The following is a 24,517-nucleotide window of genomic DNA, read 5'->3' as shown; positions in this document are numbered from 1 at the left end:
ATGCCGAAGGCGTACGTCTTCACGCGGTACGGCGGCCCGGAGACCGAGGCCCTGGTGGAGCTGGACCGGCCCTCGCCGGGCCCCGGCGAGGTGCTGGTCGCGGTCCGCGCGGCGGGCGTCAACCCGGTCGACTGGAAGCAGCGCACCGGCTACCGCCGCCCCGGCGAGAGCGGCGAGCGTGACTTCCCGGCCGTCCTCGGCAACGAGGTCGCCGGGACCGTCGTGGAGACCGGCGAGGGTGTCACCGGGTTCGCGCCCGGCGACGAGGTGTTCGGCACCGCCGTCGCGGGCGGCTACGCCGAGTACGCGCTGCTCGCCGCGCACATCACCGCCCCCCGGCCGCCCGCCCTGTCCGTCACCGACGCCGCCACCCTCCCGGTCGCCGCCGCCACCGCCTACGACGGCGTCCACCAGCTCGCCCTGCCCGCCGGGGCGACCCTCCTGGTCACCGGCGCGGGCGGCGGGGTCGGCGTGGCCGTCGTCCAGATCGCCCGCGCCCTCGGCGTCCGGGTCGTCGGCGTGGCGAGCGAGGCCAAGAAGGACCTGGTGGAGTCACTGGGCGCGGTCCACGTCACCTCCGGGACCGGCTGGACCGACCGCGCCCGCGCCGCCGCGCCCGACGGCGTGGCGGGCGTCTACGACCTCGTCGGCGGCGACGTGCTGCGCGAGGCGGCCGACCTGGTCGCCGACCGGACGAAGCTGATCACGGCCGGGGCCCCGGCCGACGCGGCCGAGGCGCTCGGCGGTGCCCGCGTCCTGCGCGCCCGTGACGCGGCCGTCCTGCGCGCGGTCGCCGCCCTCGTCGTCGGCGGCGCCCTGGACCCGCACGTCACCCGCAGCTACCCGCTGGAACAGGCGGGACAGGCCCTGCGCGAGGTCGAGGACGGCCACGCCCGGGGCAAGATCGTGATCGAGATCGGAGCCACCGCATGACCGCCGCCGCACCCCGGCACGTCCTGGACAACCCGGCCCTCGCCTCCCTCACCGGGCCGCACGCCCACTTCGCCGAACGCCGCGGCCGGGTCCTGCGCTACCCCGTGGACGTGTCGCCCTGGCTGGCGCTGCCCGAGGAGCCGGACGCCGACGACTGGGCCGACCTCGCCGCGCTCGCGGGCCCCGGCGGGGAGGTTCCGCTGCCCGGCTTCCGGGGCGAGGTCCCGCCCGGCTGGGAGATCACCCAGCGCATCGCGGGCGTCCAGTTCGTCGACGACGGCCTCGCCGCCGCCCCCGACCCGGAGGCCGTACGCCTCGGCGCCGACGACGTGCCCGAGATGCTGGACCTGGTCGCCCGCACCCAGCCCGGCCCCTTCGAGCGGCGGACCGTCGAACTCGGCACCTACCTGGGCATCCGCCGCGAGGGCGTCCTCGTCGCGATGGCCGGGGAACGCCTCCACCCGCCGGGCTGGACCGAGATCAGCGCCGTCTGCACCGACGCCTCGGTACGCGGACAGGGCCTCGCCACCCGGCTGATCCTGGCCGTCGCGCACGGCATCCGGGAACGCGGCGAGACCCCGTTCCTGCACACCAGCGCCGGCAACACCAACGCGATCCGGCTCTACGAGTCCCTCGGCTTCCGCCTCCGCCTGCGGACCGCGTTCCTGGCGGCGCGGGCACCGGAGCGGGACGGCGCGGCCGAGCGGGACGCGGTGCCGGTGGCCTGAGGCCCCGGCGCCCGCGGCCCCGACGGGGCGGCGGGGGCGCGCCGCCGGACCGGGTCGGCGGTCCGGTGCGCGCCCCCGCCCGGCTTTCCCCGTCCGCGCGCCGGTGTAGGGTTGCGGTCCGGCCGGGGCGTCCCCGGCCGCGACCGGACCGAGGAGGTGGGACCCATCACCGCAGTGTCAGGACGGGTGTTCCCTCCTTCGCACGGCTCTCCGTACGGCGTGGACCGCCGCCGGTAGACGACCGCGGGAGCGCCCTTCGGCTCCCGAGAGGCTGTCAACTCCCCGTGTCCCAGGTCCCGTTCCCGCCCACCCCGCCGTCCTCCACCCCGCCCCTCCCGTCGCGCGAACCCGGTGCCGACTCCGTCGTGGCCGCGCTGCGCGCCGCGGGCTGCGTCTTCGCCGAGGAGGAGGCGCGCCTCATCCTCACCACCGCCCGCACCCCCGACGAGGTCACCGCGATGGTGGCCCGCCGGGTGACCGGTGAACCCCTCGAACTCGTCGTCGGCTGGGCCGAGTTCGGCGGCCTCCGGGTCGCCGTCGAGCCGGGCGTGTTCGTGCCCCGCCGCCGTACCGAGTTCCTCGTCGGGCAGGCCCTCGCCCTCGCCCCGGACGCCTCCGTCGTCGTCGACCTGTGCTGCGGCTCGGGCGCGGTCGGCGCCGCGCTCGCCACCGCCCTCGGACCGGTCGAACTGCACGCCGCCGACATCGACCCGGCGGCGGTCCGCTGCGCGCGGCGCAACCTCGCCCCCTTCGGCGGACACGTCCACCCCGGCGACCTCTTCACCGCGCTGCCCGCCGCGCTGCGCGGCCGTGTCGACCTCCTCGCCGCCAACGTCCCCTACGTCCCGACCGGCGAGGTCGCGCTGCTGCCCGCCGAGGCCCGCGACCACGAACCCCGCACCGCCCTCGACGGCGGCCCCGACGGGCTCGACGTGCTGCGCCGGGTCGCCGCCGGGGCCGCGCACTGGCTGGCCCCCGGCGGCCGGGTCCTGGTCGAGACGAGCGCCCACCAGGCACCCTCCGCGCTCCGGGCCTTCACACGGGCGGGCCTGACGGCCCGTCTGATCGTCGACGAGGACCTTCCGGCCCGCGTGGTCATCGGGACCCGCGCCCCCTGAGGACACCCGGACCCGGCGAGGGCATCCGGGCCCGGACCCCACGTACGCCCGCGGACCCCGCACGCGCCTGAGGACCCCACGTACGCCCGCCGAGCGCAAGTACGCCTGCCGAGCGCGCCCGCGCTCGGCAGGCGTCGCCGGGAAGGGCCGCGTTCCCCCATGTCAGCTGCAAGCGCTATCTGTCGGCCGCCCCGCCCCCGCCGCACGCACCGTTCATCCCACGGACCGCACCCGTCCCTTCCATTGCTCTGTACATGCCCAGGGAAGTTGGCCACACTGTGCGCCGTGCGCGCTCCCACCCCCCATCCGAGGAGACCCATGCCCCTGCGCCCTGCCCGCGGACGCCGTCACGCCGTCCGGGCCGCGTTACTCGCGCTGGCCACCGCGACCGCGGCCACCCTCTGGGCCGCCCCGCCCGCCGCGGCCGCCGACACCTGGAACGAGATCGGCTCCGACCGGGCCCGCCCGCTCACCGAGAGCCAGGGCCTGACCTCGGTCGAGGTCCCGGTGAACAGCCCGAACCGCTACACCGGGATCGGCACCATCCCGCTCGACCTCAACATCCGCGGCTGGAACCACGTCGGCGACCCCGACGCCTCCTACGGCGGCCACTACGTCGAGCCGTACCAGTACAAGGACGGCGGCAAGAAGATGTTCCGGGCGCAGGCGCCCGGCGGTGCCTGGTCGGAGTACGTGCACCAGCTCGCCCCCGGCGAGCAGAGCAACAACTCCTGGGTGGCCATCACGCCCGACAGCCAGTGGATGCTCGCGGGGGAGTGGGGCACCATGAACCGCCTCCTCGTCTTCCCGACCCCCGGCGTCAACTCCGCCACCTCCCCCTCGGCGAACCTCCCGCTCGCCTCCCAGGTGGTCCTCGACCGCCCGGTGCGCGACATCCAGGGCTGCGACTTCAGCGGCGCCACCACGCTGCTCTGCTCCTCCGACGACCCGGACAGCACCCTCTTCGGGTACAGCAAGCCGCTGCTCCAGATCGACCTCTCGGCCCAGCCCGGCGGCTCCGGCGACGTCACCGGCAAGGTCACCGCCCTGCGCCAGCTCCCGCTGCGCAGCGCCTGCTCCGGCTCCTTCGAGACCGAGGGCATCGACTACGACCGCCGCACCGGCGAACTCCGGGTGATCGTCGTCTCGCCCAGCATCTGCGTGCTGACCGACAGCAAGACGTACCGCTTCAAGCGCGGCTGACACCGCCGCCGGACGGGACCGGGCTGCGCACCCCGCGGGCCGGTCCCGTCCGCGTTCTGCCCCTGGGCGTCCCGGGGGCCGTGCCGCTGGTCCGGTGCGGAAAGTGGTGCTTGTCTGGGGATGTGGCGTGGTTCGCGGGGAACCCGCGACTGCGTCCCACCGCCACGAGAGGAGCGCCCACGATGGACCGCGAACGCATGACGGACCACGACCGCACGACAGGCCAGGACCGCATGACGGGCCAGGACCGCATGACAGGGCAGGGCCGCGCGGCGGGCCACGGCCGCTCCGGCGGCGACCGGCCGCACGAGGAGTCCGTCTCCGTGGAGATCAGCGGATGCGGCGCCGAGGACGCGCGCGTGGTCTTCGACGCGCTGTGCTCCTGCTTCGCCTCCGACCGCGCCGCCGAGGACGTCCCCCGGCGGCTGCACGAGACCCGCCCGACCGTGTGGACGGGCACCTTCGAGGTCACCGAGCACACGCACGCCCCCTCCGCCCCCGCCCGTCTCTCCGCCGCCGTCGAGGCCGACGCGCAGGGCGGCTACTGGGCGATCGACCGGCTGCGCTCCACTTTGGACGCGATGTTCGACGTCCAGGACCTGTCCTCCGCCTCCGGCGACCAGGAACGCGAACTGCATGTCCTCCTCGCCAACCGCTGACCCGCCCCCGCGCCGCGCCGTGTCGGTGACGTACGCCCTACCCCGCCGGTGACCTGCGGCACACCGGCCCACCTGATTGTGCAACTAGTTGCAGAACCCGTACGGGGTCCTCTAGAACTGGAGGGGACGATCCCGCGTACGGAGGCCTGCCGCCATGAGCCGACACCCGAGCCCGAGCCCCTACCCCCACCTGCTGAGCCCGCTCGACCTGGGCTTCACCACGCTGCCCAACCGCGTCCTCATGGGCTCCATGCACGTCGGCCTGGAAGAGGCCGAGAACGGCTTCGCGCGGATGGCCGCGTTCTACGCCGCACGGGCCCGCGGGGGAGTGGGCCTGATCGTCACCGGCGGCATCGCCCCCAACGACGAGGGCCGCCCCTGGGCGGGCGGCGCCCGCCTCACCACCGAGGAGGAGGCCGCCGAGCACCGCGTGGTCACCGACGCCGTCCACCGCGAGGGCGGCCGCATCGCGATGCAGCTCCTGCACTTCGGCCGCTACGCCTACCACCCCGACCTCGTCGCCCCCAGCCCGCTCCAGGCCCCCATCAGCCCGCACGTGCCCCGCGAGCTGACCGACGCCGACATCGAGCGCACCATCGACGACTACGCCCGCGCCGCCGTCCTCGCCCAGGGCGCCGGCTACGACGGCGTCGAGATCATGGGCTCCGAGGGCTACCTCATCAACGAGTTCGTCGCGCTCCAGACCAACCACCGCACCGACCGCTGGGGCGGCTCCTTCGAGAACCGCACCCGGTTCCCGCTGGAGATCGTCCGGCGGGTCCGCGCGGCTGTCGGCGAGCGCTTCATCCTCGTCTTCCGGCTCTCCATGCTCGACCTCGTCCCCGGCGGCTCCACGCTGGACGAGGTCGTCGCCCTCGCGCGGGCCGTCGAGGAGGCCGGAGCCACCATCATCAACACCGGCATCGGCTGGCACGAGGCCCGCATCCCCACCATCGCCACCTCCGTGCCCCGCGGCGCGTTCAGCTGGGTCACCGAGCGGCTGATGGGCGCGGTGTCCGTGCCGCTCGTCGTCACCAACCGCATCAACACCCCCGAACTGGCCGAGCAGTTGCTCGCCGACGGCCGCGCCGACATGGTGTCGATGGCCCGGCCGATGCTCGCCGACCCCGACTTCGTCAACAAGGCCGCCGCGGGCACCCCCGACGCCATCAACACCTGCATCGGCTGCAACCAGGCCTGCCTCGACCACACCTTCAGCGGCCGGATCACCTCCTGCCTGGTCAACCCGCGCGCCTGCCACGAGACCGAACTCGTCCTCACCCCGACCCGGCGCCGCAAGCGCGTCGCCGTCGTCGGCGCCGGACCCGCCGGACTCGCCTGCGCGGTCTCCGCGGCCGAACGCGGCCACACCGTCACCCTGTTCGACGCGGCGAGCGAGATCGGCGGCCAGCTCAACGTCGCCCGCAAGGTCCCCGGCAAGCAGGAGTTCGACGAGACGCTCCGCTACTTCCGCCACCAGCTCGACGCCCACCACGTCGACGTACGCCTCGGCACCCGCGTCACGGCGGACGACCTCACCGGCTACGACGACGTCGTCGTCGCCACCGGCGTCAGCCCGCGCGTCCCCGACATCCCGGGCATCGACCACCCGAGCGTCGTCGGCTACCTCGACGTGCTGCGCGACAACGCCCCCGTCGGCGAGCGGGTCGCCGTCCTCGGCGCGGGCGGCATCGGCTTCGACGTCGCGGAGTTCCTCACCGACGGCGGCGACGGGGCGAGCGAGGACCCCGCGACGTACTTCCGGCAGTGGGGCGTCGACATGGAGTACGCGGCACCCGGCGGCCTCGGCGCCCCCGAGCGGCCCGCCCCGCCGCGCACCGTCCACCTCCTCCAGCGCAAGACCACCAAGGTCGGCGCGGGACTCGGCAAGACCACCGGCTGGATCCACCGCACCGAACTCCGCCACCGCGGCGTCACCATGGTCCCCGGCGTCCGCTACGACCTGATCGACGACGCCGGACTGCACGTCACCGTCGGCGAGGAGAGCACGGTCCTGGAGGTCGACACCGTCGTCCTCTGCACCGGCCAGGACCCCCGCCGCGACCTCTACGACGACCTGCTCGCCGCCGGGACGAAGGCCCACCTCATCGGCGGCGCCGACGTGGCCGCCGAACTCGACGCCAAACGCGCCATCAAACAGGGCACCGAGGTGGCCGCGAGTCTGTGACCACGCGAACGGGAGCGACGGACGGGCGGACGGGCGCGCGATCCCGGACGCCCGGGAAGCGGTCGCCGCTCCACGGGGCCGCCCCCCGACCCTCCCTAGGATGACCGCATGTCACTGCCGCACGCGATCCTCACCGCCCTGCTGGAGAAGCCGTCCTCGGGGCTGGATCTGACCCGCCGGTTCGACAAGTCCATCGGCTACTTCTGGTCGGCGACGCACCAGCAGATCTACCGCGAGCTGGGCCGGCTGGAGGCCGACGGCCTCATCCGTGCCCTGCCCACCGAGCAGCCGGCCCGCGGACAGCGCAAGAGCTACGAGGTGCTGCCCGCGGGCCGCGCCGAACTCGGCCGCTGGACGGCCACCGCGCAGGACCCCAAGCCGCTGCGCGACGCGATGCTGCTGCGGCTGCGGGCCGCCGCCGTGGTCGGCACCGCGGGCCTGGAGACCGACCTGCGCCGCCATCTCGACCTGCATCACGCGCAGTTGGCCGAGTACGAGGCGATCGAGAAGCGCGACTTCCCGCCCGGCGACGACAGCGCGCAGGCCAGGCTCCAGCACCTGGTCCTGCGCGCGGGCATCGAACTGGAGACGTTCTGGACCCGCTGGCTGACCGAAGCCCTCGCGGACCTTCCCGAGGCGGAGGGCGAGGCGGGACCGGGTCCGTGCTAGAGCCGGTTCGGCTTGGTGCGGCGGCGGAGGAAGAACGCCGCCGCGATGGCACCCGTGCCGACCAGCGCGCCACCGGCCACCATCGTGACCGTGCCGTAGTCGCGGACGGTGCCGCCGACACCGCCCATGACGCCGCGTGAGGGCGACGCGGTGGCGGAGATGGTCGGGGTGGACGGGCTCGACACGATCACCGACTGGGTGCCCGCGGTCGTCCCGCTGGAGCACATCACGACGACCGTGTAGGTGCCCGGCGTGACGTTGGACCAGGCGGCCGACTGGCTGACGGTGGTGCCCGACAGGGCGACCTGGCGGCCCTGGGAGAAGTTGGCCTGCCCGCTGCCGAGCAGGGCGGCCGTGCCCCAGCTGCCGTTGATCTGGGTGCAGGCGCTGGTCACCACGGACACCGTGGAGCCGGTCGTGCTGACCGAGATCCCGTTGGTCCGGGCTGCCGCGGGCTGGGCGGCCAGGGCGAGGGGGAGGGCGACGGCCACCGCGGCCAGACCGCCGCGGACGACAAGGGGGTGAGTGCGCATCGGATGTCCTCCGGCGGCACGGTTGGCGGTACATCCGGTGCGCCGCCTAGGGGTCGGGTACGCCCGTGCTGCCACAGGGGCAGCCAACGCGTCCCCGGTGCCCGCCGCACTCCGGCCGCGTCCGGCCAGGTGACGTCTTCCGCCGGACGGCCCACGCGGGGGCCCCGCCGGCTTGCGCTCAGGTCCGTCCGCCCGTCGTGACGCCGCGCGTGGCCGAGAACGCCCCCCAGGTGCCGTCCGGCAGCCGGGCCCGCAGCCGCACCCGGTGCTCCTCGCCCGCCTCGCGGCCGACGTAGAACTCGTAGGTCGCCGTGCCCTTCGGCGGGGCGCCGCCCCAGACCAGCGTGGTGGCGGGCTGCCCGTCGAGCTGGATCTGGTACTCGGTGACCACGCCGTCCACCCGCGGCGCCACCCACGACAGCACGACGTAGTACGCCCCGTCGGCCGTGCGGCTCGTCGCCCGGAACGCGGTCGGCGCGGTGTCGAGCCCCTCGTCGGCGCCCGCCGCGGTGGTGAGGCGCACGGCCGCGCTGTCGGGGGAGAGGTTGTCGGCCGCGTCGCGGGCCCGGACGGTGAAGGAGTAGCGGGTGCCCGGCCGCAGCCCGGTGACCACGGTCGCGGTCTGCCCGCCGCCCACACTGTGGATCTTCGTCCCGCTCTGGAACACCTCGTACGACACCACCTTGCGGTCGTCCGTCGAGGCCGTCCAGGACAGCTGGACGGCCCGGCTCCCCGCCGCCCGGCCGGTGGCGGCGCCCGGCCGGGTCGGGGCCGCCCGGTCCGCCGCGACCGCCGCCGGGGTCGTGGCCCGCACCTCCGCGCTGCGCGGTCCGAGGCGGCCCTCCCCGTCGCGGGCGCGCACGGTGAAGGCGTACGCGGTGGACGGTTCGAGCCGGGTGACGTCGTGCATGTGCGAGGAGCCGGGGACGTCGGCGACCTTGGTGGTGCCGCGGTACACCTCGTACTCCTTCGCGCCGGGCACCGCGTTCCACATGACGTGGACGCTGGTCGCGCTGCCCGCCTCGGCCGTGAGCCCCTTCGGTACGCCCGGTCCGCGCCCCTCGTCCGCGGCGCCCGCGCCGGCGCATCCGCAGCACAGGACGAGCACCCACCCGCACAGCACGACGCGTCGCACGGTTCGCCTCCCGGCCCGCTCCGGTGGAATGGGAAGAATTGGTCCGGACCAATTCTGCCGGGTCGTCGTGGGCACATCAAGAGGGCGGTGCGGGGCGACCTCGGCGGCTCGGGCCCGGCCCCCCGAGGTGGCGTGGGTCCGGCCCTCGGTGGTCGGGTGCCGGGAACGTTCCGTATGCTGGGGTTCCTCACGGCTGAACTCGCCCTGAACCAGTGGCAGTTCACGCCGGTGGCGCGATCCGCTGTCGTCGCTGGTCCCGCGCCCGCGGGGCGGCCGGGCGGCCGGTGCCCGACAGGCGCCGGCGCCCGCCCCCTGTCGTACCGCCCGCCCCGGCCCGCGCCCGCCGCTCTTCCACCGCGTGCCCGGCGTCGTCCGCGCGAGGACGCACCGCGTATGTCATTCATATCGTCGGATTCACTGCTCCGTACGGCCCCGCGCGGGTCGCGCCCCGCCGTCCACCGGCAAGACATGCAGCCGAGCCCCACCCACCGTCCCCCACGAGAGGGTTCCCCCACGTGCGTGTCCCCACGCTGACCCTGGCCGCGGCCGGTCTCGCCCTGCTGGCCCCGACCGCGCACCCCGCCGCCGCGTCCCACGCCGCCGACCTCCCCCGGAGCCCGGCCCACCGCCAGGAGCGTCCCTCTCCTCGGCAGGAGGGCACGGTGAGCGCCGCCGAGCTGCTGGCCCGGGTGCGGGACTGCGTCCCCGTCTCCGCTGGCCGGTACCGCACCGACGCGGGCGCCCCGGCCGACATCCCGGTCTGCGGCACCGACGAGGCCGTGTACTGGACGGCCGACATGGACATCGACTGCGACGGGCGTCCCGGCCCCCGCTGCAACGCCACCACCGACCCGCAGTTCTCGCCCGCGACGGCGTTCGCGCAGTCCGACGGGCGCTACCTCAGCGCGGAGGAACTGCCGTTCATCGTCGTGCCCGGCGTCAGCGCCGTGTGGAACTACCGCGACCACGGCGTGCGCGGCGGCAGCGTCGCCGCGGTCGTCCACGGCGACCGGGTCCGGTACGCGGTGGTCGGCGACGTCGGCCCCACGCAGATCATCGGCGAGGCCTCCTACGCCGCCGCCGAGGCCCTGGGCATCAAGCCCGACCCGCGCACCGGCGGCGCCCCCTCCGACGTCACGTACATCGTGTTCAGGAACTCTCGCGTCACCCCCATCGAGAGCCACTCGGCGGCCGTCGCCACGGGCGAGGCGCTTGCCCGCGCCTTCGTCACCCCGAAGGGGGGCCCGCAGACCACCGGACAGCCGGACACCGGGGGCTCGGGCACCGGGCAGTCAGGTACCGAGGGGTCGGCCCCCGCGCAGCCGGGCGTCCAGGCGCCGGGGGCACAGCAGCCGGGAGCCCAGCAGCCGTCGGGCAGTGCGCCGACCGGGACGCGCCCCGCGACCGGCACCCGGCCCGCTTCCGCCCCCTCCACCGCCCCCCGGCCCGCCGAGGCGCGGGAGGCTCAGGAGGCGGCCGTGGAGCGGCTCGCCCCGGCCCAGCCGGTCGCGGGCCCGCCCGCCAGCCGCGGGGGCAGCCGCCTCCGGCCCGTCACCGGGCCCCGGGCCGCCGCTCGCTGACACCCCTCGCCGACGCCGTACGGCCGCCGCGGACCGGGCGGACGGCCTCCTCACTCCTTCCGGTACGAGTACGCCTCCGCCGCCGCGGCCTCGACCGCGTCCAGGTCCGCGCCGGTGGAGGCGGTGACCACGGCGGCCACCGCGCCCTCCACGAAGGGCGCGTCCACCAGCCGGGTGTCCGGGGGGAGTTCGTCGCCCTCGGCGAGGAGCGCCTTCACGGTCAGGACCGCGCTGCCGAGGTCCATCAGCACCGCGACGCCCGCCCCGCGGTCGACGGAGGCGGCAGCGGCGGCGATCAGCTCCGAGCTGGTCCCCAGGCCGCCGCCCTCGGTGCCGCCCGCCGGGGCGACCGGCACGGCGTCCGCCCCGCCCGCCAGCCCCCGGGCGAGCGCGGCGACCGACGAGGCCACCTCCGCGCTGTGCGACACGAGGACGATCCCCACCAGCCGCTCCCCGCCCGCGGCGGCGCTCACTTCGCGTCCGCTTCCGCGAGGGCGGCGACCAGCAGTGCCACCGAGGTGGCCCCCGGGTCCTGGTGCCCGATGCTGCGCTCGCCGAGGTAGCTGGCGCGGCCCTTGCGGGCCTGGAGCGGGGTGGTGGCGGCCGCGCCCTCCTCGGCGGCGGTGCGCGCGGCGGCGAACCCGTCCCCGAGGGCGTCCACGGCCGGGACCAGCGCGTCGACCATCGTCTTGTCGCCGGGCGCGGCCCCGCCCAGCCGGGTGACCGCGTCCACGCCCGCCCGGAAGGCGCCCGCGAACTCCGCCTCGCTCACCTCGGGCGCGTCCCCGAGGGCCTTGCCCGTGGCCCGCAGCAGCGTGCCGTAGAGCGGGCCGGAGGCGCCGCCGACGGTCGAGATCAGCTTGCGTCCGGCGAGCACGAGGACCGCGCCCGGTGTCGCCGGGGTCTCCTTGTCCAGCTCGGCGGCGACGGCGGTGAAGCCGCGCTGGAGGTTGCTGCCGTGGTCGGCGTCCCCGATGGCCGAGTCGAGGGCGGTGAGCCGTTCCGCCTCGCGGTCGACGGAGGCGGCGGTCGCCGTCATCCAACGGCGGAAGAAGTCGGCGTCGAGCACTGGATCTCCTTGCGTGGTCGTCCCTGCCTGGTCGTTCCCGGTGGCCGGCCCCCAGGACCGGCCACCCCGCGGTCGTCCGCCGCCCGGCGTCACCCGGCCCGGCGCGGCCCCCGCCTCACCTGCCCCAGCGCAGCCCCGGCGTCGCCACGGGCGCGTCCCACAGCCGCAGCAGCTCCTCGTCGATCTCGCAGAGGGTCACCGAGGCGCCCGCCATGTCGAGGGACGTGACGTAGTTGCCGACCAGGGTGCGGGCGACCGGCACCCCGCGCCGCTCCAGCACCCGCTGGACCTCGGCGTTGAAGCCGTACAGCTCCAGCAGCGGCGTCGCGCCCATGCCGTTGACCAGCACCAGGACCGGGTTGCGGGGGGCGAGGTCGGAGACGACGGCGTCCACCGAGAACTCGGCGATCTCCCCGGAGGTCATCATGGCGCGCCGCTCCCGCCCCGGCTCGCCGTGGATGCCGATGCCCAGCTCCAGTTCCCCGGCGGGCAGGTCGAAGGTGGGGCTGCCCTTGGCGGGGGTGGTGACCGCGCTCAGGGCGACGCCGAAGCTGCGGGAGTTCTCGTTGACCTGGCGGGCGATCGCCTCGACCCGCTCCAGGGGCTGCCCCTCGTCGGCCGCCGCGCCCGCGATCTTCTCCACGAACAGGGTGGCGCCGGTGCCGCGCCGCCCCGCCGTGTACAGGCTGTCGGTCACCGCCACGTCGTCGTTGACCAGCACCTTCGCGACCCGGATGCCCTCGTCCTCGGCCAGCTCGGCCGCCATGTCGAAGTTGAGCACGTCACCGGTGTAGTTCTTCACGATGAACAGCACGCCCTCGCCGCTGTTCACGGCCGCCGCCGCGCGCAGCATCTGGTCGGGCACGGGGGAGGTGAACACCTCGCCCGGACAGGCCGCGGAGAGCATGCCGGGGCCCACGAACCCGCCGTGCAGCGGCTCGTGCCCCGACCCGCCGCCGGAGACCAGTCCCACCTTCCCCGCGACCGGGGCGTCCCGCCGGACGATCACCCGGTTCTCCACGTCGACGGTCAGTTCGGGATGGGCGGCTGCCATGCCGCGCAGCGCGTCCGCGACGACCGTCTCGGGAACGTTGATGAGCATCTTCACGGGGTGCCTCCTGAGTGCTGACATGGTGCAGACGGTCAGGCGTCGCTCGCGGTCGCGTCGGCGGCCGGCCGGAGATCCTTCTGTCCGCAAGTATCGACCTTGCGGCCGAGAAGGTCACGTCGCGGGAGCCCCGCCCCCGGTCGGGCACCCGGGTGACGTGCGGTGCGGTGCGGGCTTCCCCGCCCGGTGGAAACCCGTTCCGCCCTGTTGTATGGGCGAGGGCCGCGCACCCCGCGCGGCCGCGAAGAGGCGAGGTGGAGAACCATGGCCGAGGAGACCGCGGACGCGCGCCCGCCGTCGGACCGTCCGGCGGACGGTCTGAAGGCGGGCGCGATCGGGTTCGTCGACGCGCTGGTCATCGGACTCAACGCCACGTCCCCGGCGTACTCCCTGGCCGCGGTCATCGGACCCGTCGTGGTCCTCGTGGGCACCTACGCGCCCGGCGTGATGCTCGCGTCCTTCGTGCCGATGCTGCTGATCGCGTCGGCGTTCTACTACCTCAACCGGGTCGACCAGGACTGCGGCACCACCTTCTCCTGGGTCACCCGCGCCATGGGCCCGTGGGCGGGGTGGATCGGCGGCTGGGCCATCGCGATGACCGGCGTCCTCGTCGTCGGCTCGCTCGCCGACGTCGCCGTCACCTTCGGCCTCCTCGCGGTCGGCCTGGACAGCTGGGCCGACAACGAGGCGGTGAGCCAGATCCTCGCGGTCCTGCTCATCATCGTCATGACCGCGGTCTGCGTCATCGGCACCGAACTCTCGGCGAAGGTGCAGAACGTCCTCATCCTCGCCCAGGTCGTCTGCCTGCTGATCTTCGCGGGCGTCGCGCTCTACCGCGTCTACGCCGGCACCGGCACCCCGGACTCCCTCGACCCCGCGATCGACTGGCTCAACCCGTTCGGCGCGGGCGGTGCCCCGCTGACCGCGGCCCTGCTGCTCGGCGTGTTCATCTACTGGGGCTGGGAGTCGGCGGTCAACCTCTCCGAGGAGACCGAGGACCCCGCCACCGCGCCCGGCAAGGCCGCGATCTGGTCGACCGTCGTCCTGCTCGTCACGTACGTGTCCGTGGCGTTCGCCGTCGTCGCCTACGCGGGACCGGCGTTCCTCGCCGACAACGCCGACGAGGAGGAGTTCGTCTTCGCGCTCCTCGCGAACCAGGCGCTGGGCGGCTGGGACTGGATCGTGCTGGTCGCGGTGTCCACCTCGGCGCTCGCCTCCACCCAGACCACGATCATCCCCGCCTCCCGCACCGCCCTGTCGATGGCCCGCCGCCAGGCGCTGCCCCGCCACTTCGCCCACATCAGCCCGCGCTTCCGCACCCCCGACGTCAGCACCTGGTGGGTCGCGGCCATCGCCATCGCCTGGTACGTCGTCGTCAACCAGATCAGCGAGAACGCCCTGTTCGACTCGCTCACCGCGCTGTCCCTGCTGATCGCCTTCTACTACGCCCTCACCGGTGTGGCCTGCGCCGTCTACTACCGCCGCCACCTCACCGAGAGCCTGCACCACTTCCTGCTCATCGGCCTCGGCCCGCTGGTCGGCGCCGGACTGCTGGCCTGGCTGCTCGTCGAGTCCGTCCAGGACATGGCCGACCCCGCCAACTCCTACACCGGGACCTCCTGGTTCGGCGTCGGCCCGCCGCTGGTCATCGGCATCGGCATCGCCCTGGCCGGCGTGATCATCATGATCGTGTGGCGGCTGCGGGCGCCCGCGTTCTGGTCGGAGCGCCCCGGCGTGGCCGACCCCGACCTCGTGCACGGCAAGGAGTCCTGACATGTCGGTGATCCTCGGCTACGACGAGTCCCCGGGCGCGGTCCGCGCCCTGCGCGTCGCCGTCCAGACCGCCGCCGCCTTCGACGAGCCGCTGGTGCTGGTCTACGGCGCGGCGGCGCCCGGCGGCATGGGCGAGGAGTACCGCAGCCACCTCCAGGCGCTGCGCGAGTCGGGCCGGGTCGCCCTCCAGCACGCCGTGGCGGAGGCGGAGGCGGCCGGGGTCCCGGCGACGGTCGAGGTGATCGACCAGAAGCCCGCCCAGGCCCTCCTGGACGCGGCCGAACGGCACGGCGGCCGGGTCATCGTCGTCGGCAGCTGGGGCGAGAGCCCGGTGCGCGGCGCGCTGCTCGGCTCCACCCCGCACAAGCTGCTCCACCTGTCCCCGGTGCCCGTGCTCTGCGTCCCCATGGCGGAGACGGACGACTGAGACGGGACGACTGAAACCGGGACGGCTGAGACCGCGGCCGGGGGTCCGGAGCGTGCGACACGCCCCGGACCCCCGGCCCACGGTGACCGGTCAGCTCGTGGGCAGTTCCTCGCGGACGGTGCGGGCCGCCGCGACCAGGTTCTCCAGCGAGGACCGCGTCTCGGGCCAGCCGCGGGTCTTCAGGCCGCAGTCCGGGTTGACCCAGAGCCGTTCGGCGGGGATCGCCTTCAGTCCGGTCCGCAGCAGCTCCGCCGCCTCCTCCGCGCTCGGCACCCGCGGCGAGTGGATGTCGTACACGCCCGGTCCCGCCTCGCGGGGGTAGCCGTGCGCGGCGAGTTCGCGGGCGACCTGCATGTGCGAGCGGGCCGCCTCCAGGCTGATGACGTCCGCGTCGAGGTCGTCGATGGCCTGGACGATGTCGCCGAACTCGGCGTAGCACATGTGGGTGTGGATCTGGGTGTCCGGGCGGACGCCCGCGGTGCTGAGGCGGAACGCCTCGGTGGCCCAGTCGAGGTAGGCGGGCCGGTCGGCGGCGCGCAGCGGCAGCGTCTCGCGCAGCGCGGGCTCGTCGACCTGGATCACCGAGGTGCCGGCGGTCTCCAGGTCGCCGACCTCGTCGCGCAGGGCGAGGGCGACCTGCCGGGCGGTGTCGCCGAGGGGCTGGTCGTCACGGACGAACGACCAGGCCAGCATGGTGACGGGCCCGGTTAGCATGCCCTTGACGGGACGGTCGCTGAGGGACTGCGCGTACGACGTCCAGCGCACGGTCATCGGCTCGGGCCGCGAGATGTCCCCGGCCAGGACCGGCGGGCGGACGTAGCGGGTGCCGTAGGACTGCACCCAGCCGTGCTGGGTGGCGAGGTAGCCGGTGAGCTGCTCGGCGAAGTACTGCACCATGTCGTTGCGTTCGGGCTCGCCGTGCACGAGGACGTCGATGCCGGTCTTCTCCTGGAAGGAGACGACCTCGCGGATCTCCGCCTTGATGCGCTCCTCGTACCCGGCGGTGTCGATGCGGCCCGCGCGCAGATCGGCGCGGGCGGTGCGCAGTTCACCCGTCTGCGGGAACGAGCCGATGGTCGTCGTCGGCAGCAGCGGCAGCCCGAGGTGGGCGCGCTGGGCGGCGGCGCGTTCGGTGTACGGCTGGGAGCGGCGGGCGTCGGCGTCGGTGACCGCGGCGGCGCGGGAGCGGACGGCCGGGTCGTGGGTGATCGGCGAGTTCGCGCGGGAGGCGAGGGCGGCCCGGTTGGCGGCGAGTTCGCCCGCGATGGTGTCGGTGCCGCTGGTGAGGCCCTTGGCGAGGGTGACGATCTCGGCGGTCTTCTGGCGGGCGAAGGCGAGCCAGCGCAGGATCTGCGGTTCGATGTCGCGCTCGGCGCTCGCGTCGAGCGGCACGTGCAGCAGCGACGACGACGCGGCCACGTCGACCCGGTCCGCGAGACCCAGCAGGGTGCCGAGGGTGGCGAGCGACTTCGACAGGTCGTTGATCCAGATGTTGCGGCCGTTGACGACGCCCGCGACCAGCCGCTTGCCGGGCAGTCCGCCGACGGCGGCGAGGTCGTCGAGCTGGGCGGCGCCAGCCTCGGTGAAGTCCAGCGCCAGGCCCTCCACCGGGGCCTTGGCCAGGACGGGCAGGGCCTCGCCGAGCCGGTCGAAGTAGGACGCGAGGAGCAGCTTGGGGCGGTCGGTGAGACCGCCGAGGTCACGGTAGGCGCGGGTGGCGGCGTTCAGCTCGGCCGGGGTGCGGTCCTGCACCAGGGCGGGCTCGTCGAGCTGGACCCATTCGGCGCCCGCGGCGCGCAGGTCGGCGAGGACCTCGGCGTACACCGGCAGCAGCCGGTCGAGGAGGGTGAGCGGCTCGAAGTCGGCGGGGACCCCGGGCGCGGGCTTGGCCAGCAGCAGGTAGGTGACCGGGCCGACCAGGACCGGGCGGGCCGCGAGGCCGAGCGAGAGGGCCTCCTCCAGCTCGGCGACCTGCTTGGCGGAGTCGGCCGTGAACTCCGTGTCCGGACCCAGCTCGGGCACCAGGTAGTGGTAGTTGGTGTCGAACCACTTGGTCATCTCCAGCGGCGCGACGTCCTGGGTGCCGCGCGCCATGGCGAAGTAGCCGTCCAGGGCGTCCGCGTCGACGGCGGCCCGGTGGCGGGCCGGGACCGCGCCGACCATGACGGTGGTGTCGAGGACGTGGTCGTAGTACGAGAAGTGACCGGTGGGCACCTCGTCGATGCCGGCGTCGGCGAGCTGCCGCAAGGTGTCGCGGCGCAGGTCGGCGGCGGTGGCCCGGAGGGCGTCGGCGGTGACGCGGCCCTTCCAGTAGCCCTCGACGGCCTTCTTCAGCTCCCGGTTCGGACCCTGACGGGGGTAGCCGTACACGGTGGCCCGTGCTGCCGCGGCTGCGGGCTTGGTGGTCACGGAGATCTCCTTCGCGAGACGAATCCCTGAGATCCCGGTGGCGGGACGAGAGCGCGAAGGGGTGACGGAGCGGACGGGTCCGACCCCGCGCGGCACGGCGCGGTCGTCCGTCTGCTCTGTACGCCGACCCGCCCACGAGGTCACCGGGATGTCCGTGCGCGAGGGTTCGCGTACGGGCAACGGGCAGGTCTTCGGACTCGCGGGCACGCCCTCCGGACAACACCGGGGGACACCTAGTGGCCGTCGCTTCCCGGACCCCCGAGGGTCCAGTGCGTATGACGGCGGTCGTTCCCGCTCACCGCTGCGGGGCAGTCCCGGATTCCCACCGGGTTCCCTCTTACGACGCATCCCGCCTGGCGGACGGGGCGAACCAGCTGCGCCGCCCACCCTACGGCGCCCCCGTACCGTGCGCTGCGTCACGTCCACCATTCGGATGGTGACCTGACCCACCCGTGCCACGGGATTGAACCGGGCCCCCACCGGGAACAGCACGCCCCGGCCGTGCACCCGTACCGCGCCCGGCCGTGTGCCGTCGCGGGCCCCCGCCGCAGCACCTAGGCTCGGTCACGCCGTCCCACCAGGAGGTGCGCCCATGTCCGACTGGCGAGCGCGCGCGTCCCGCGCCGGGAAGTGGCCCCTGCGGTCCGCCGGTCACCCCCGCGGCGACGACCCCGACACCGACCCCGCGCCCGAACGCTCCATGGACCCCTGGACCGACGCCGAGCCGCCGCGCGAACCCCTGGAGCGCAGCCTCGTCGACGCGGCCGTCTACCGCGACGGCCGCCGCCTGGACGTTCCCGCCGACCTCGCCGAGATCTACGCCCGGCTGCCCGGCGAGCCCGGCACGATGGCCTGGATCGGCCTCTACCGGCCCTCCCCGGAACAGCTCGGCCAGGCCGCCGAACGGTTCGGGCTGCACGAACTTGCCCTGGAGGACGCGATCGTCGCCCACCAGCGCCCCAAGCTGGAACGCTACGGCACCACCCTCTTCGTCGTCCTGCGCTCCGCCCGCTACCTCGACGAGACGGAGGAGGTCGACTTCGGCGAGATCCACATCTTCGTCGGCCCCGAGTTCGTCCTCACCGTCCGGCACAGCCAGGCCCCCGACCTCGGCGCCGTCCGCAAACGCCTGGAGAACGACCGCGACCTCCTCGCCCTGGGCCCCGAGGCCGTGCTCTACGCGATCCTCGACGCGGTCGTCGACGGCTACGCGCCCGTCGTCGCCGGACTCCAGAACGACATCGACGAGATCGAGTCCGAGGTGTTCGGCGGCGACCCCAACGTCTCCCGCCGCATCTACGCGCTCTCCCGCGAGGTCGTCGACTTCCAGCGGGCCACCCGCCCGCTGCTCACCATCATGCGCGGCCTGGAGGCGGGCTTCGCCAAGTACGGCACCAGCGAGGAACTCCAGCGCTACCTCCGAGACGTCGCCGACCACGCCACCACCGTCGCCGAACGCGTGGACGGCTTCCGGCAGATGCTCGGCGACATCCTCACCGTCAACGCCACCCTCGTCACCCAGGCGCAGAACGAGGAGATGAAGGCGCTCGCCGAGGCGGGCCACGCCCAGAACAACGAGATCAAGAAGATCTCCAGCTGGGCCGCCATCCTCTTCGCCCCCACCCTCATCGGCACGGTCTACGGCATGAACTTCGACCACATGCCCGAACTGCACTGGACCCTCGGCTACCCCTTCGCCGTCGCCCTGATGGCCCTGGTGTGCGTCAGCCTGTACGTCGTCTTCAAGCACCGCGACTGGCTCTGACGCGGTACGGGCGCCGCTCCGGCCCGCCCCCGCGCCGTCAGTGATCCGTCAGGGACGGCGCTCACCGCGTCAGCGTCGCGTCAGGACGGGTCCCGGCGGCGGGCCGGGCGGGCATAGCGTCCTTGCCGGGAACCACGACCAGGTTCCCCGAACCACCCCCGGACCCGCGGACCACCGGTCCCCGGGCCCCTCAGGAGGCATCCCATGGCAGCACCCCTGTGCGGCGACGACCCCGAACCCTGCGAACGGACCCCGGCCGGACCCCTCTACGTCCCGGTCCGGCCGGGCCCCGCCGGGAACGTCACCCGGCTCTTCCGCACCCCGCTCGGCGCCCGTACGGCCGTCGGCTTCACCAGCGCCGCCCGGCTCGCCGCCACCCTCGGCACCGGCCAGCCGTGGATCCGGCTCGCCGAACCCGCGCTGCGCGCCCTCACCGCCCCGCTCGGCGTCACCACGGTGACGGTCGACCCGCCGCTCTCCGCCCCCGCCCCGGCATCCTCGGCCCCCGCCCCGGCGCCGTCCGCGCCCGCCCCCGCGGCCGAGCGGCCCGCGCCCGCCCCCGACCGCACGGCCGGCCCCGCTCCGGTCCCCGCGCTCGTGTCCCGGATCGGCTGAGGGGAGGACGACCGATGACCACCGCGCACGTCCCCGCCGTTCCCACGACCGCCCCCGCCACCGCCCGTGCCGTCTCCACCGCCGCCGAGCGGTCGGTGTGGCCCGCCTCCACCACCGAGCCCCGGCCCGGCGAACTCGCCGTCGGCGGGGTCGCGTTGACCGAGATCGCCGACCGTTTCGGCACCCCCGTCTACGTCCTCGACGAGCACGAGGTCCGCGACCGCTGCCGCACCTACCGCGACGCGTTCCCCGACGCCGACGTCCTCTACGCCGCCAAGGCGTTCCTGTGCCGGGCGATGATCCACTGGATCGACGAGGAGGGCCTCGGCCTCGACGTCTGCTCCGCGGGCGAGCTGGAACTCGCCGTCACCGCGGGCTTCCCGCCCGAGCGGATCGTCCTGCACGGCAACGCCAAGTCGCCGCACGACCTCGCCACCGCCCTGCGCCTCGGCGTCGGCCGGATCGTCATCGACAGCCCCTCGGAGATCGCCCGCCTGGCCGCGGCCGTCGGGCCGGGGGGCCGTCAGCGGGTCATGGTCCGGGTGGTGCCCGGCGTCGCCGCGGGCGGCCACGAGAAGATCCGCACCGGCACCGACGACCAGAAGTTCGGCCTCTCCATCGCCGACGGCTACGCCCAGCACGCCATCGCCCGGATACTGGACCAGCCGCAGCTGGTCCTCACCGGCCTGCACTGCCACCTGGGTTCGCAGATCACCGAGGTCAAGCCCTATCTGTCCGCCGTACGCCGCATGGTGGGCCTGATGTCGCGGCTGCACCGCCAGCACGGGCTGGTGCTGCCCGAACTCGACCTCGGCGGCGGCCACGGCATCGCCTACCGGCCGGGCGAACCCGCCCTGGACCTCACCGCCCTCGCCCGCCGGGTCCGCGCCGAGCTGACCTCGGCCTGCGCCTCCGCCGGGCTCCCGGTGCCCCGGCTGATCGTCGAACCGGGCCGCGCCGTCGTGGGACCGGCGGGCGTCGCCGTCTACCACGTACTGGCCGTCAAACGCACCGGCGGACGGACCTTCGTCGCGGTCGACGGCGGGATGAGCGACAACCCGCGGCCCGCCCTGTACGGCGTCCGGTACGCGCCCCGGCTGGTCGGGCGCCCCGGCTCCGCGACCCTCGCCCCGGCGACCGTCGTGGGACGGCACTGCGAGGCGGGTGACGTCGTCGCCGCCGACGTGCCGCTGCCCGACGACGTGCGCCCCGGCGACCTGCTCGCCGTGCCCGTGGCGGGCGCCTACCACCTGTCGATGGCCTCCGCCTACAACATGGTCGGCCGCCCGCCCGTCACCGCCGTCCGCGACGGCCGCGCCCGGCTCCTGGTGCGGCGCGAGTCGCTGGACGACCTCCGGGGCCGCGACGTCGGGCTGTAGCCGCCTCTGCTCCCGGTCGGCCCGGCCGCGGACCTCCCCCCGCCGGCCGGCCCGACCGGGCCGTCCCTCACTCCCGCTGCTGTTCCCCGAACGCCCGCAGGATGCGCTCCGCCGCCAGTGTGGGCGTCAACTCGCCGTCCCGGACCCGCTGTTCGAGTTCCGGGGTGAGGGCGCGGACCGCCGGGTGGGTGCGCAGCCGGCCGAGGAGGTCGTCGCGGACCATCGACCAGGTCCAGTCGACCTGCTGGTCCCGCCGCTTCGCGGCCAGCCGCCCGGTGGAGTCCAGCAGGGTGCGGTGCTGCTCCAGCCGCTCCCACACCGTGTCGAGGCCCGCCGACTCGCGGGCGCTGCAACTGAGCACCGGAGGCGTCCAGGCGGCGTCCCGGCCGTGCATCAGCCGCAGCGCGCCCGCCAGTTCACGGGCCGCGGCCCGCGCGTCACGTTCGTGCGGGCCGTCCGCCTTGTTGACGGCGATGACGTCCGCCAGCTCCAGCACGCCCTTCTTGATGCCCTGGAGCTGGTCCCCCGTGCGGGCCAGGGTCAGCAGCAGGAAGGAGTCGACCATGTTCGCCACGGCCGTCTCGGACTGCCCGACGCCCACCGTCTCCACCAGCACGACGTCGTACCCGGCCGCCTCCATCACCACGATCGACTCGCGGGTGGCCTTGGCGACGCCGCCGAGGGTGCCCGCGGTGGGGGAGGGGCGGACGAACGCCGCCGGGTCGACGGCGAGCCGCTCCATACGGGTCTTGTCACCGAGGATGGAGCCGCCGGTCCGGCTGGACGACGGGTCCACGGCGAGGACCGCCACCCGGTGCCCGAGCCCGGTCAGCATCGTGCCGAACGCGTCGATGAACGTCGACTTGCCGACCCCCGGCACCCCGCTGACGCCGATCCGCCGCGCCCGCCCGCTGTACGGGAGCAGCTCGGTCAGCAGCTCCTGCGCCAGCGCCCGGTGGTCGGCGCGGGTGGACTCGACGAGCGTGATGGCCCGCGCCACCAGCGCCCGCCTGCCGTCGAGGACGCCCTTGACGTAGGCGTCGACATCGATCACAGGGTGTGTCCGAGGTCGCCCGCCAGCCGGTTCACCAGGTCGTACGCCGCGTCCGGGATCACCGTCCCGGGCGGGAACACGGCCGTGGCGCCCATCTCCAGCAGGGTGGGCACGTCCTGCGGCGGGATGACCCCGCCGACGACGATCATGATGTCCTCGCGGCCCTCCTCGGCGAGCTGCTCCTTCAGCGCGGGCACCAGCGTGAGGTGTCCGGCGGCCAGCGAGGAGACCCCGACGATGTGCACGTCCGCCTCGACGGCCTGCCGGGCGACCTCGGCCGGGGTCTGGAACAGCGGGCCGACGTCGACGTCGAAACCGAGGTCGGCGAAGGCGGTCGCGATGACCTTCTGGCCGCGGTCGTGGCCGTCCTGGCCCATCTTGGCGACCAGGATGCGCGGACGGCGGCCCTCGGCCTCCTCGAACGACGCCACCAGGGTGCGGGTGCGCTCCACGGACGGGGACTCGCCTGCTTCGTTGCGGTACACGCCGGAGATCGTACGGATCTGGCTCGCGTGCCGCCCGTACACCTTCTCCAGGGCGTCGGAGATTTCGCCGACGGTGGCCTTGGCGCGGGCCGCGTCGACCGCCAGCTCCAGCAGATTGCCCTCGCCGCCCGCGGCGCGGGTCAGCGCGTCCAGGGCGTCCCGGCAGGCCCGCTCGTCGCGTTCGGCGCGCAGCCGCCGCAGCTTCTCCACCTGCTGGGCGCGGACCGAGGAGTTGTCGACCTTGAGGACGTCGATCTGCTCGTCGGTCTCCACCCGGTACTTGTTGACGCCGATCACCGGCTGGCGGCCGGAGTCGATGCGGGCCTGGGTGCGGGCCGCGGCCTCCTCCACCCGCAGCTTCGGGATACCGGCGTCGATGGCCTGCGCCATGCCGCCCGCCTGCTCCACCTCCTGGATGTGCTGCCAGGCGCGGCGGGCGAGGTCGTAGGTGAGGCGTTCGACGTAGGCGCTGCCGCCCCACGGGTCGATGACGCGGGTGGTGCCCGACTCCTGCTGGATGAGGAGCTGGGTGTTGCGGGCGATGCGCGCGGAGAAGTCCGTGGGCAGCGCGAGCGCCTCGTCGAGGGCGTTGGTGTGCAGCGACTGGGTGTGGCCCTGGGTCGCCGCCATCGCCTCGACGCAGGTGCGGGTCACGTTGTTGAAGACGTCCTGCGCGGTGAGGGACCAGCCCGAGGTCTGCGAATGGGTGCGCAGGGACAGCGACTTGGCGTTCTGCGGGTCGAACTGCTTGACCAGCTTGGCCCACAGCAGCCGCGCCGCCCGCAACTTGGCGATCTCCATGAAGAAGTTCATGCCGATCGCCCAGAAGAACGACAGCCGCGGCGCGAACGCGTCGACGTCCAGGCCCGCTTCGCGCCCCGCGCGGATGTACTCGACGCCGTCGGCGAGGGTGTACGCCAGCTCCAGGTCGGCCGTCGCGCCCGCTTCCTGGATGTGGTAGCCGGAGATCGAGATGGAGTTGTAGCGCGGCATCCGCTGGGAGGTGTAGGCGAAGATGTCGGAGATGATCCGCATCGACGGCTTCGGCGGATAGATGTAGGTGTTGCGGACCATGAACTCCTTGAGGATGTCGTTCTGGATGGTCCCGGCCAGCTTCTCCGGCGGCACGCCCTGTTCCTCGGCCGCCACGATGTACAGCGCGAGGACCGGCAGCACGGCGCCGTTCATCGTCATCGACACCGTCATCCGGTCCAGCGGGATGCCGTCGAAGAGCTGCCGCATGTCGTAGATCGAGTCGATGGCGACGCCCGCCATGCCGACGTCGCCGGTGACCCGCGGGTGGTCGCTGTCGTAGCCGCGGTGGGTCGGCAGGTCGAAGGCGACGGAGAGGCCCTTCTGCCCGGCGGCCAGGTTGCGGCGGTAGAAGGCGTTGGACTCCTCGGCGGTGGAGAAGCCCGCGTACTGGCGGATCGTCCACGGCTGGTTGACGTACATCGTGGGGTAGGGGCCGCGCAGGAACGGCGCCGTGCCCGGGTAGGTGTGGAGGAAGTCGAGGCCCTCCAGGTCCTGCCCGGTGTAGAGCGGCTTGACGGGGATGCCCTCGGGGGTCTCCCACAGCAGGTCGTCGCCGCCCGCGGCCCGCTTAACAGCCGTGCGCCACTCGTCGGCGCCCCCGTCCGCGGCCGGGGTCCCCAGCTCGATCCCGGTGAAGTCGGGGATTCCCATG

20 protein-coding genes, 1 pseudogene and 1 riboswitch are annotated in these 24,517 nt (G+C 74.3%); of the genes and pseudogenes, 13 read left to right on the top strand and 8 right to left on the bottom strand.

The window, feature by feature from the left end:
- The 7 genes from ACIQPQ_RS10280 (at position 1) to ACIQPQ_RS10250 (ending at position 7,498) form a co-directional block, all read left to right on the top strand.
- Complete coding sequence (locus tag ACIQPQ_RS10280; RefSeq protein WP_401302281.1) at positions 1-933, top strand: zinc-binding alcohol dehydrogenase family protein; 933 nt, start codon at positions 1-3, stop codon at positions 931-933.
- Positions 930-1,661 carry a GNAT family N-acetyltransferase gene (locus ACIQPQ_RS10275; protein WP_401302279.1) on the top strand — a complete coding sequence of 244 codons (732 nt, stop codon included), beginning with the start codon at positions 930-932 and terminating at the stop codon, positions 1,659-1,661. Before ACIQPQ_RS10280 ends, ACIQPQ_RS10275 begins: the two co-directional genes overlap by 4 nt.
- Before the next feature lie 284 nt (positions 1,662-1,945).
- The gene (locus ACIQPQ_RS10270; RefSeq protein WP_401302277.1) at positions 1,946-2,779 is read left to right on the top strand and encodes a putative protein N(5)-glutamine methyltransferase; all 834 of its coding nucleotides are present in this window, start codon (positions 1,946-1,948) and stop codon (positions 2,777-2,779) included.
- A 318-nt stretch (positions 2,780-3,097) separates the two neighbouring features.
- Positions 3,098-3,982: a hypothetical protein gene (locus ACIQPQ_RS10265; protein ID WP_401302275.1), complete on the top strand. Its 885-nt coding sequence runs from the start codon at positions 3,098-3,100 to the stop codon at positions 3,980-3,982.
- A 251-nt stretch (positions 3,983-4,233) separates the two neighbouring features.
- On the top strand, positions 4,234-4,641 hold the full coding sequence (locus ACIQPQ_RS10260; protein ID WP_401302679.1) for a hypothetical protein: 408 nt from the start codon (positions 4,234-4,236) through the stop codon (positions 4,639-4,641).
- Between the two features lie 154 nt (positions 4,642-4,795).
- Positions 4,796-6,829, top strand: coding sequence for an FAD-dependent oxidoreductase (locus ACIQPQ_RS10255; protein WP_401302273.1), 2,034 nt, complete (start codon positions 4,796-4,798; stop codon positions 6,827-6,829).
- A gap of 108 nt (positions 6,830-6,937) precedes the next feature.
- Entirely contained in the window at positions 6,938-7,498 is a 561-nt protein-coding gene (locus tag ACIQPQ_RS10250) for a PadR family transcriptional regulator (protein ID WP_401302272.1), read from the top strand.
- On the opposite strand, the gene ACIQPQ_RS10245 is transcribed toward ACIQPQ_RS10250, so the two are convergent.
- Entirely contained in the window at positions 7,495-8,031 is a 537-nt protein-coding gene (locus ACIQPQ_RS10245; protein WP_401302270.1) for a hypothetical protein, read from the bottom strand. The two genes, ACIQPQ_RS10250 and ACIQPQ_RS10245, sit on opposite strands and share 4 nt — an antisense overlap.
- Before the next feature lie 178 nt (positions 8,032-8,209).
- Positions 8,210-9,166: a fibronectin type III domain-containing protein gene (locus ACIQPQ_RS10240; RefSeq protein ID WP_401302268.1), complete on the bottom strand. Its 957-nt coding sequence runs from the start codon at positions 9,164-9,166 to the stop codon at positions 8,210-8,212.
- Between the two features lie 515 nt (positions 9,167-9,681).
- Between ACIQPQ_RS10240 and ACIQPQ_RS10235 the strand changes: the two are divergent.
- A pseudogene (locus tag ACIQPQ_RS10235) lies at positions 9,682-10,395 on the top strand (glycoside hydrolase family 75 protein); the annotation flags it as partial.
- 401 nt (positions 10,396-10,796) lie between these two features.
- Here the strand turns inward: ACIQPQ_RS10235 and ACIQPQ_RS10230 are convergent.
- The 3 genes from ACIQPQ_RS10230 to dhaK all read right to left on the bottom strand — a co-directional run bounded on the left by ACIQPQ_RS10230 (position 10,797) and on the right by dhaK (position 12,923).
- On the bottom strand, positions 10,797-11,219 hold the full coding sequence (locus tag ACIQPQ_RS10230; RefSeq protein ID WP_401302267.1) for a PTS-dependent dihydroxyacetone kinase phosphotransferase subunit DhaM: 423 nt from the start codon (positions 11,217-11,219) through the stop codon (positions 10,797-10,799).
- The gene (gene dhaL, locus ACIQPQ_RS10225) at positions 11,216-11,815 is read right to left on the bottom strand and encodes a dihydroxyacetone kinase subunit DhaL (RefSeq protein ID WP_401302265.1); all 600 of its coding nucleotides are present in this window, start codon (positions 11,813-11,815) and stop codon (positions 11,216-11,218) included. The genes ACIQPQ_RS10230 and dhaL overlap by 4 nt, the downstream gene beginning before the upstream one ends.
- Before the next feature lie 115 nt (positions 11,816-11,930).
- Positions 11,931-12,923, bottom strand: a complete 993-nt coding sequence (gene dhaK / locus ACIQPQ_RS10220; RefSeq protein WP_401302264.1) for a dihydroxyacetone kinase subunit DhaK — start codon at positions 12,921-12,923, stop codon at positions 11,931-11,933.
- A gap of 264 nt (positions 12,924-13,187) precedes the next feature.
- On the opposite strand from dhaK, the gene ACIQPQ_RS10215 reads away from it, so the two are divergent.
- Positions 13,188-14,696: an APC family permease gene (locus ACIQPQ_RS10215; RefSeq protein WP_401302262.1), complete on the top strand. Its 1,509-nt coding sequence runs from the start codon at positions 13,188-13,190 to the stop codon at positions 14,694-14,696.
- Position 14,697: 1 nt separating this feature from the next.
- Positions 14,698-15,123, top strand: a complete 426-nt coding sequence (locus tag ACIQPQ_RS10210) for a universal stress protein (protein WP_401302260.1) — start codon at positions 14,698-14,700, stop codon at positions 15,121-15,123.
- 90 nt (positions 15,124-15,213) lie between these two features.
- Here the strand turns inward: ACIQPQ_RS10210 and metE are convergent, their stop codons facing one another.
- Positions 15,214-17,532 (bottom strand): 5-methyltetrahydropteroyltriglutamate--homocysteine S-methyltransferase, encoded by a 2,319-nt coding sequence (metE, locus tag ACIQPQ_RS10205; RefSeq protein WP_401302258.1) that lies wholly within the window; start codon positions 17,530-17,532, stop codon positions 15,214-15,216.
- Positions 17,533-17,717: 185 nt separating this feature from the next.
- Positions 17,718-17,872, bottom strand: a riboswitch (cobalamin riboswitch).
- Positions 17,873-18,124: 252 nt separating this feature from the next.
- On the opposite strand from metE, the gene ACIQPQ_RS10200 reads away from it, so the two are divergent.
- The 3 genes from ACIQPQ_RS10200 to lysA all read left to right on the top strand — a co-directional run bounded on the left by ACIQPQ_RS10200 (position 18,125) and on the right by lysA (position 21,291).
- Positions 18,125-19,297 (top strand): magnesium and cobalt transport protein CorA, encoded by a 1,173-nt coding sequence (locus ACIQPQ_RS10200; RefSeq protein ID WP_401302256.1) that lies wholly within the window; start codon positions 18,125-18,127, stop codon positions 19,295-19,297.
- Positions 19,298-19,501: 204 nt separating this feature from the next.
- On the top strand, positions 19,502-19,912 hold the full coding sequence (locus tag ACIQPQ_RS10195) for an SAV_915 family protein (protein ID WP_401302254.1): 411 nt from the start codon (positions 19,502-19,504) through the stop codon (positions 19,910-19,912).
- Between the two features lie 14 nt (positions 19,913-19,926).
- Positions 19,927-21,291 (top strand): diaminopimelate decarboxylase, encoded by a 1,365-nt coding sequence (gene lysA, locus ACIQPQ_RS10190; protein WP_401302253.1) that lies wholly within the window; start codon positions 19,927-19,929, stop codon positions 21,289-21,291.
- A 67-nt stretch (positions 21,292-21,358) separates the two neighbouring features.
- Here lysA and meaB read toward each other — a convergent pair whose 3' ends face one another.
- Positions 21,359-22,345 (bottom strand): methylmalonyl Co-A mutase-associated GTPase MeaB, encoded by a 987-nt coding sequence (meaB, locus tag ACIQPQ_RS10185; protein ID WP_401302250.1) that lies wholly within the window; start codon positions 22,343-22,345, stop codon positions 21,359-21,361.
- Positions 22,342-24,516: a methylmalonyl-CoA mutase gene (gene scpA / locus ACIQPQ_RS10180; RefSeq protein WP_401302247.1), complete on the bottom strand. Its 2,175-nt coding sequence runs from the start codon at positions 24,514-24,516 to the stop codon at positions 22,342-22,344. Before scpA ends, meaB begins: the two co-directional genes overlap by 4 nt.
- Position 24,517: the final 1 nt, after the last annotated feature.

The organism is Streptomyces sp. NPDC091281, assembly GCF_044757425.1.
In the GTDB taxonomy this organism is placed as follows: Bacteria; Actinomycetota; Actinomycetes; order Streptomycetales; family Streptomycetaceae; genus Streptomyces.
Note: the sequence above shows the minus strand (reverse complement) of the source record. Positions and strands in the feature narration are given on the sequence as shown.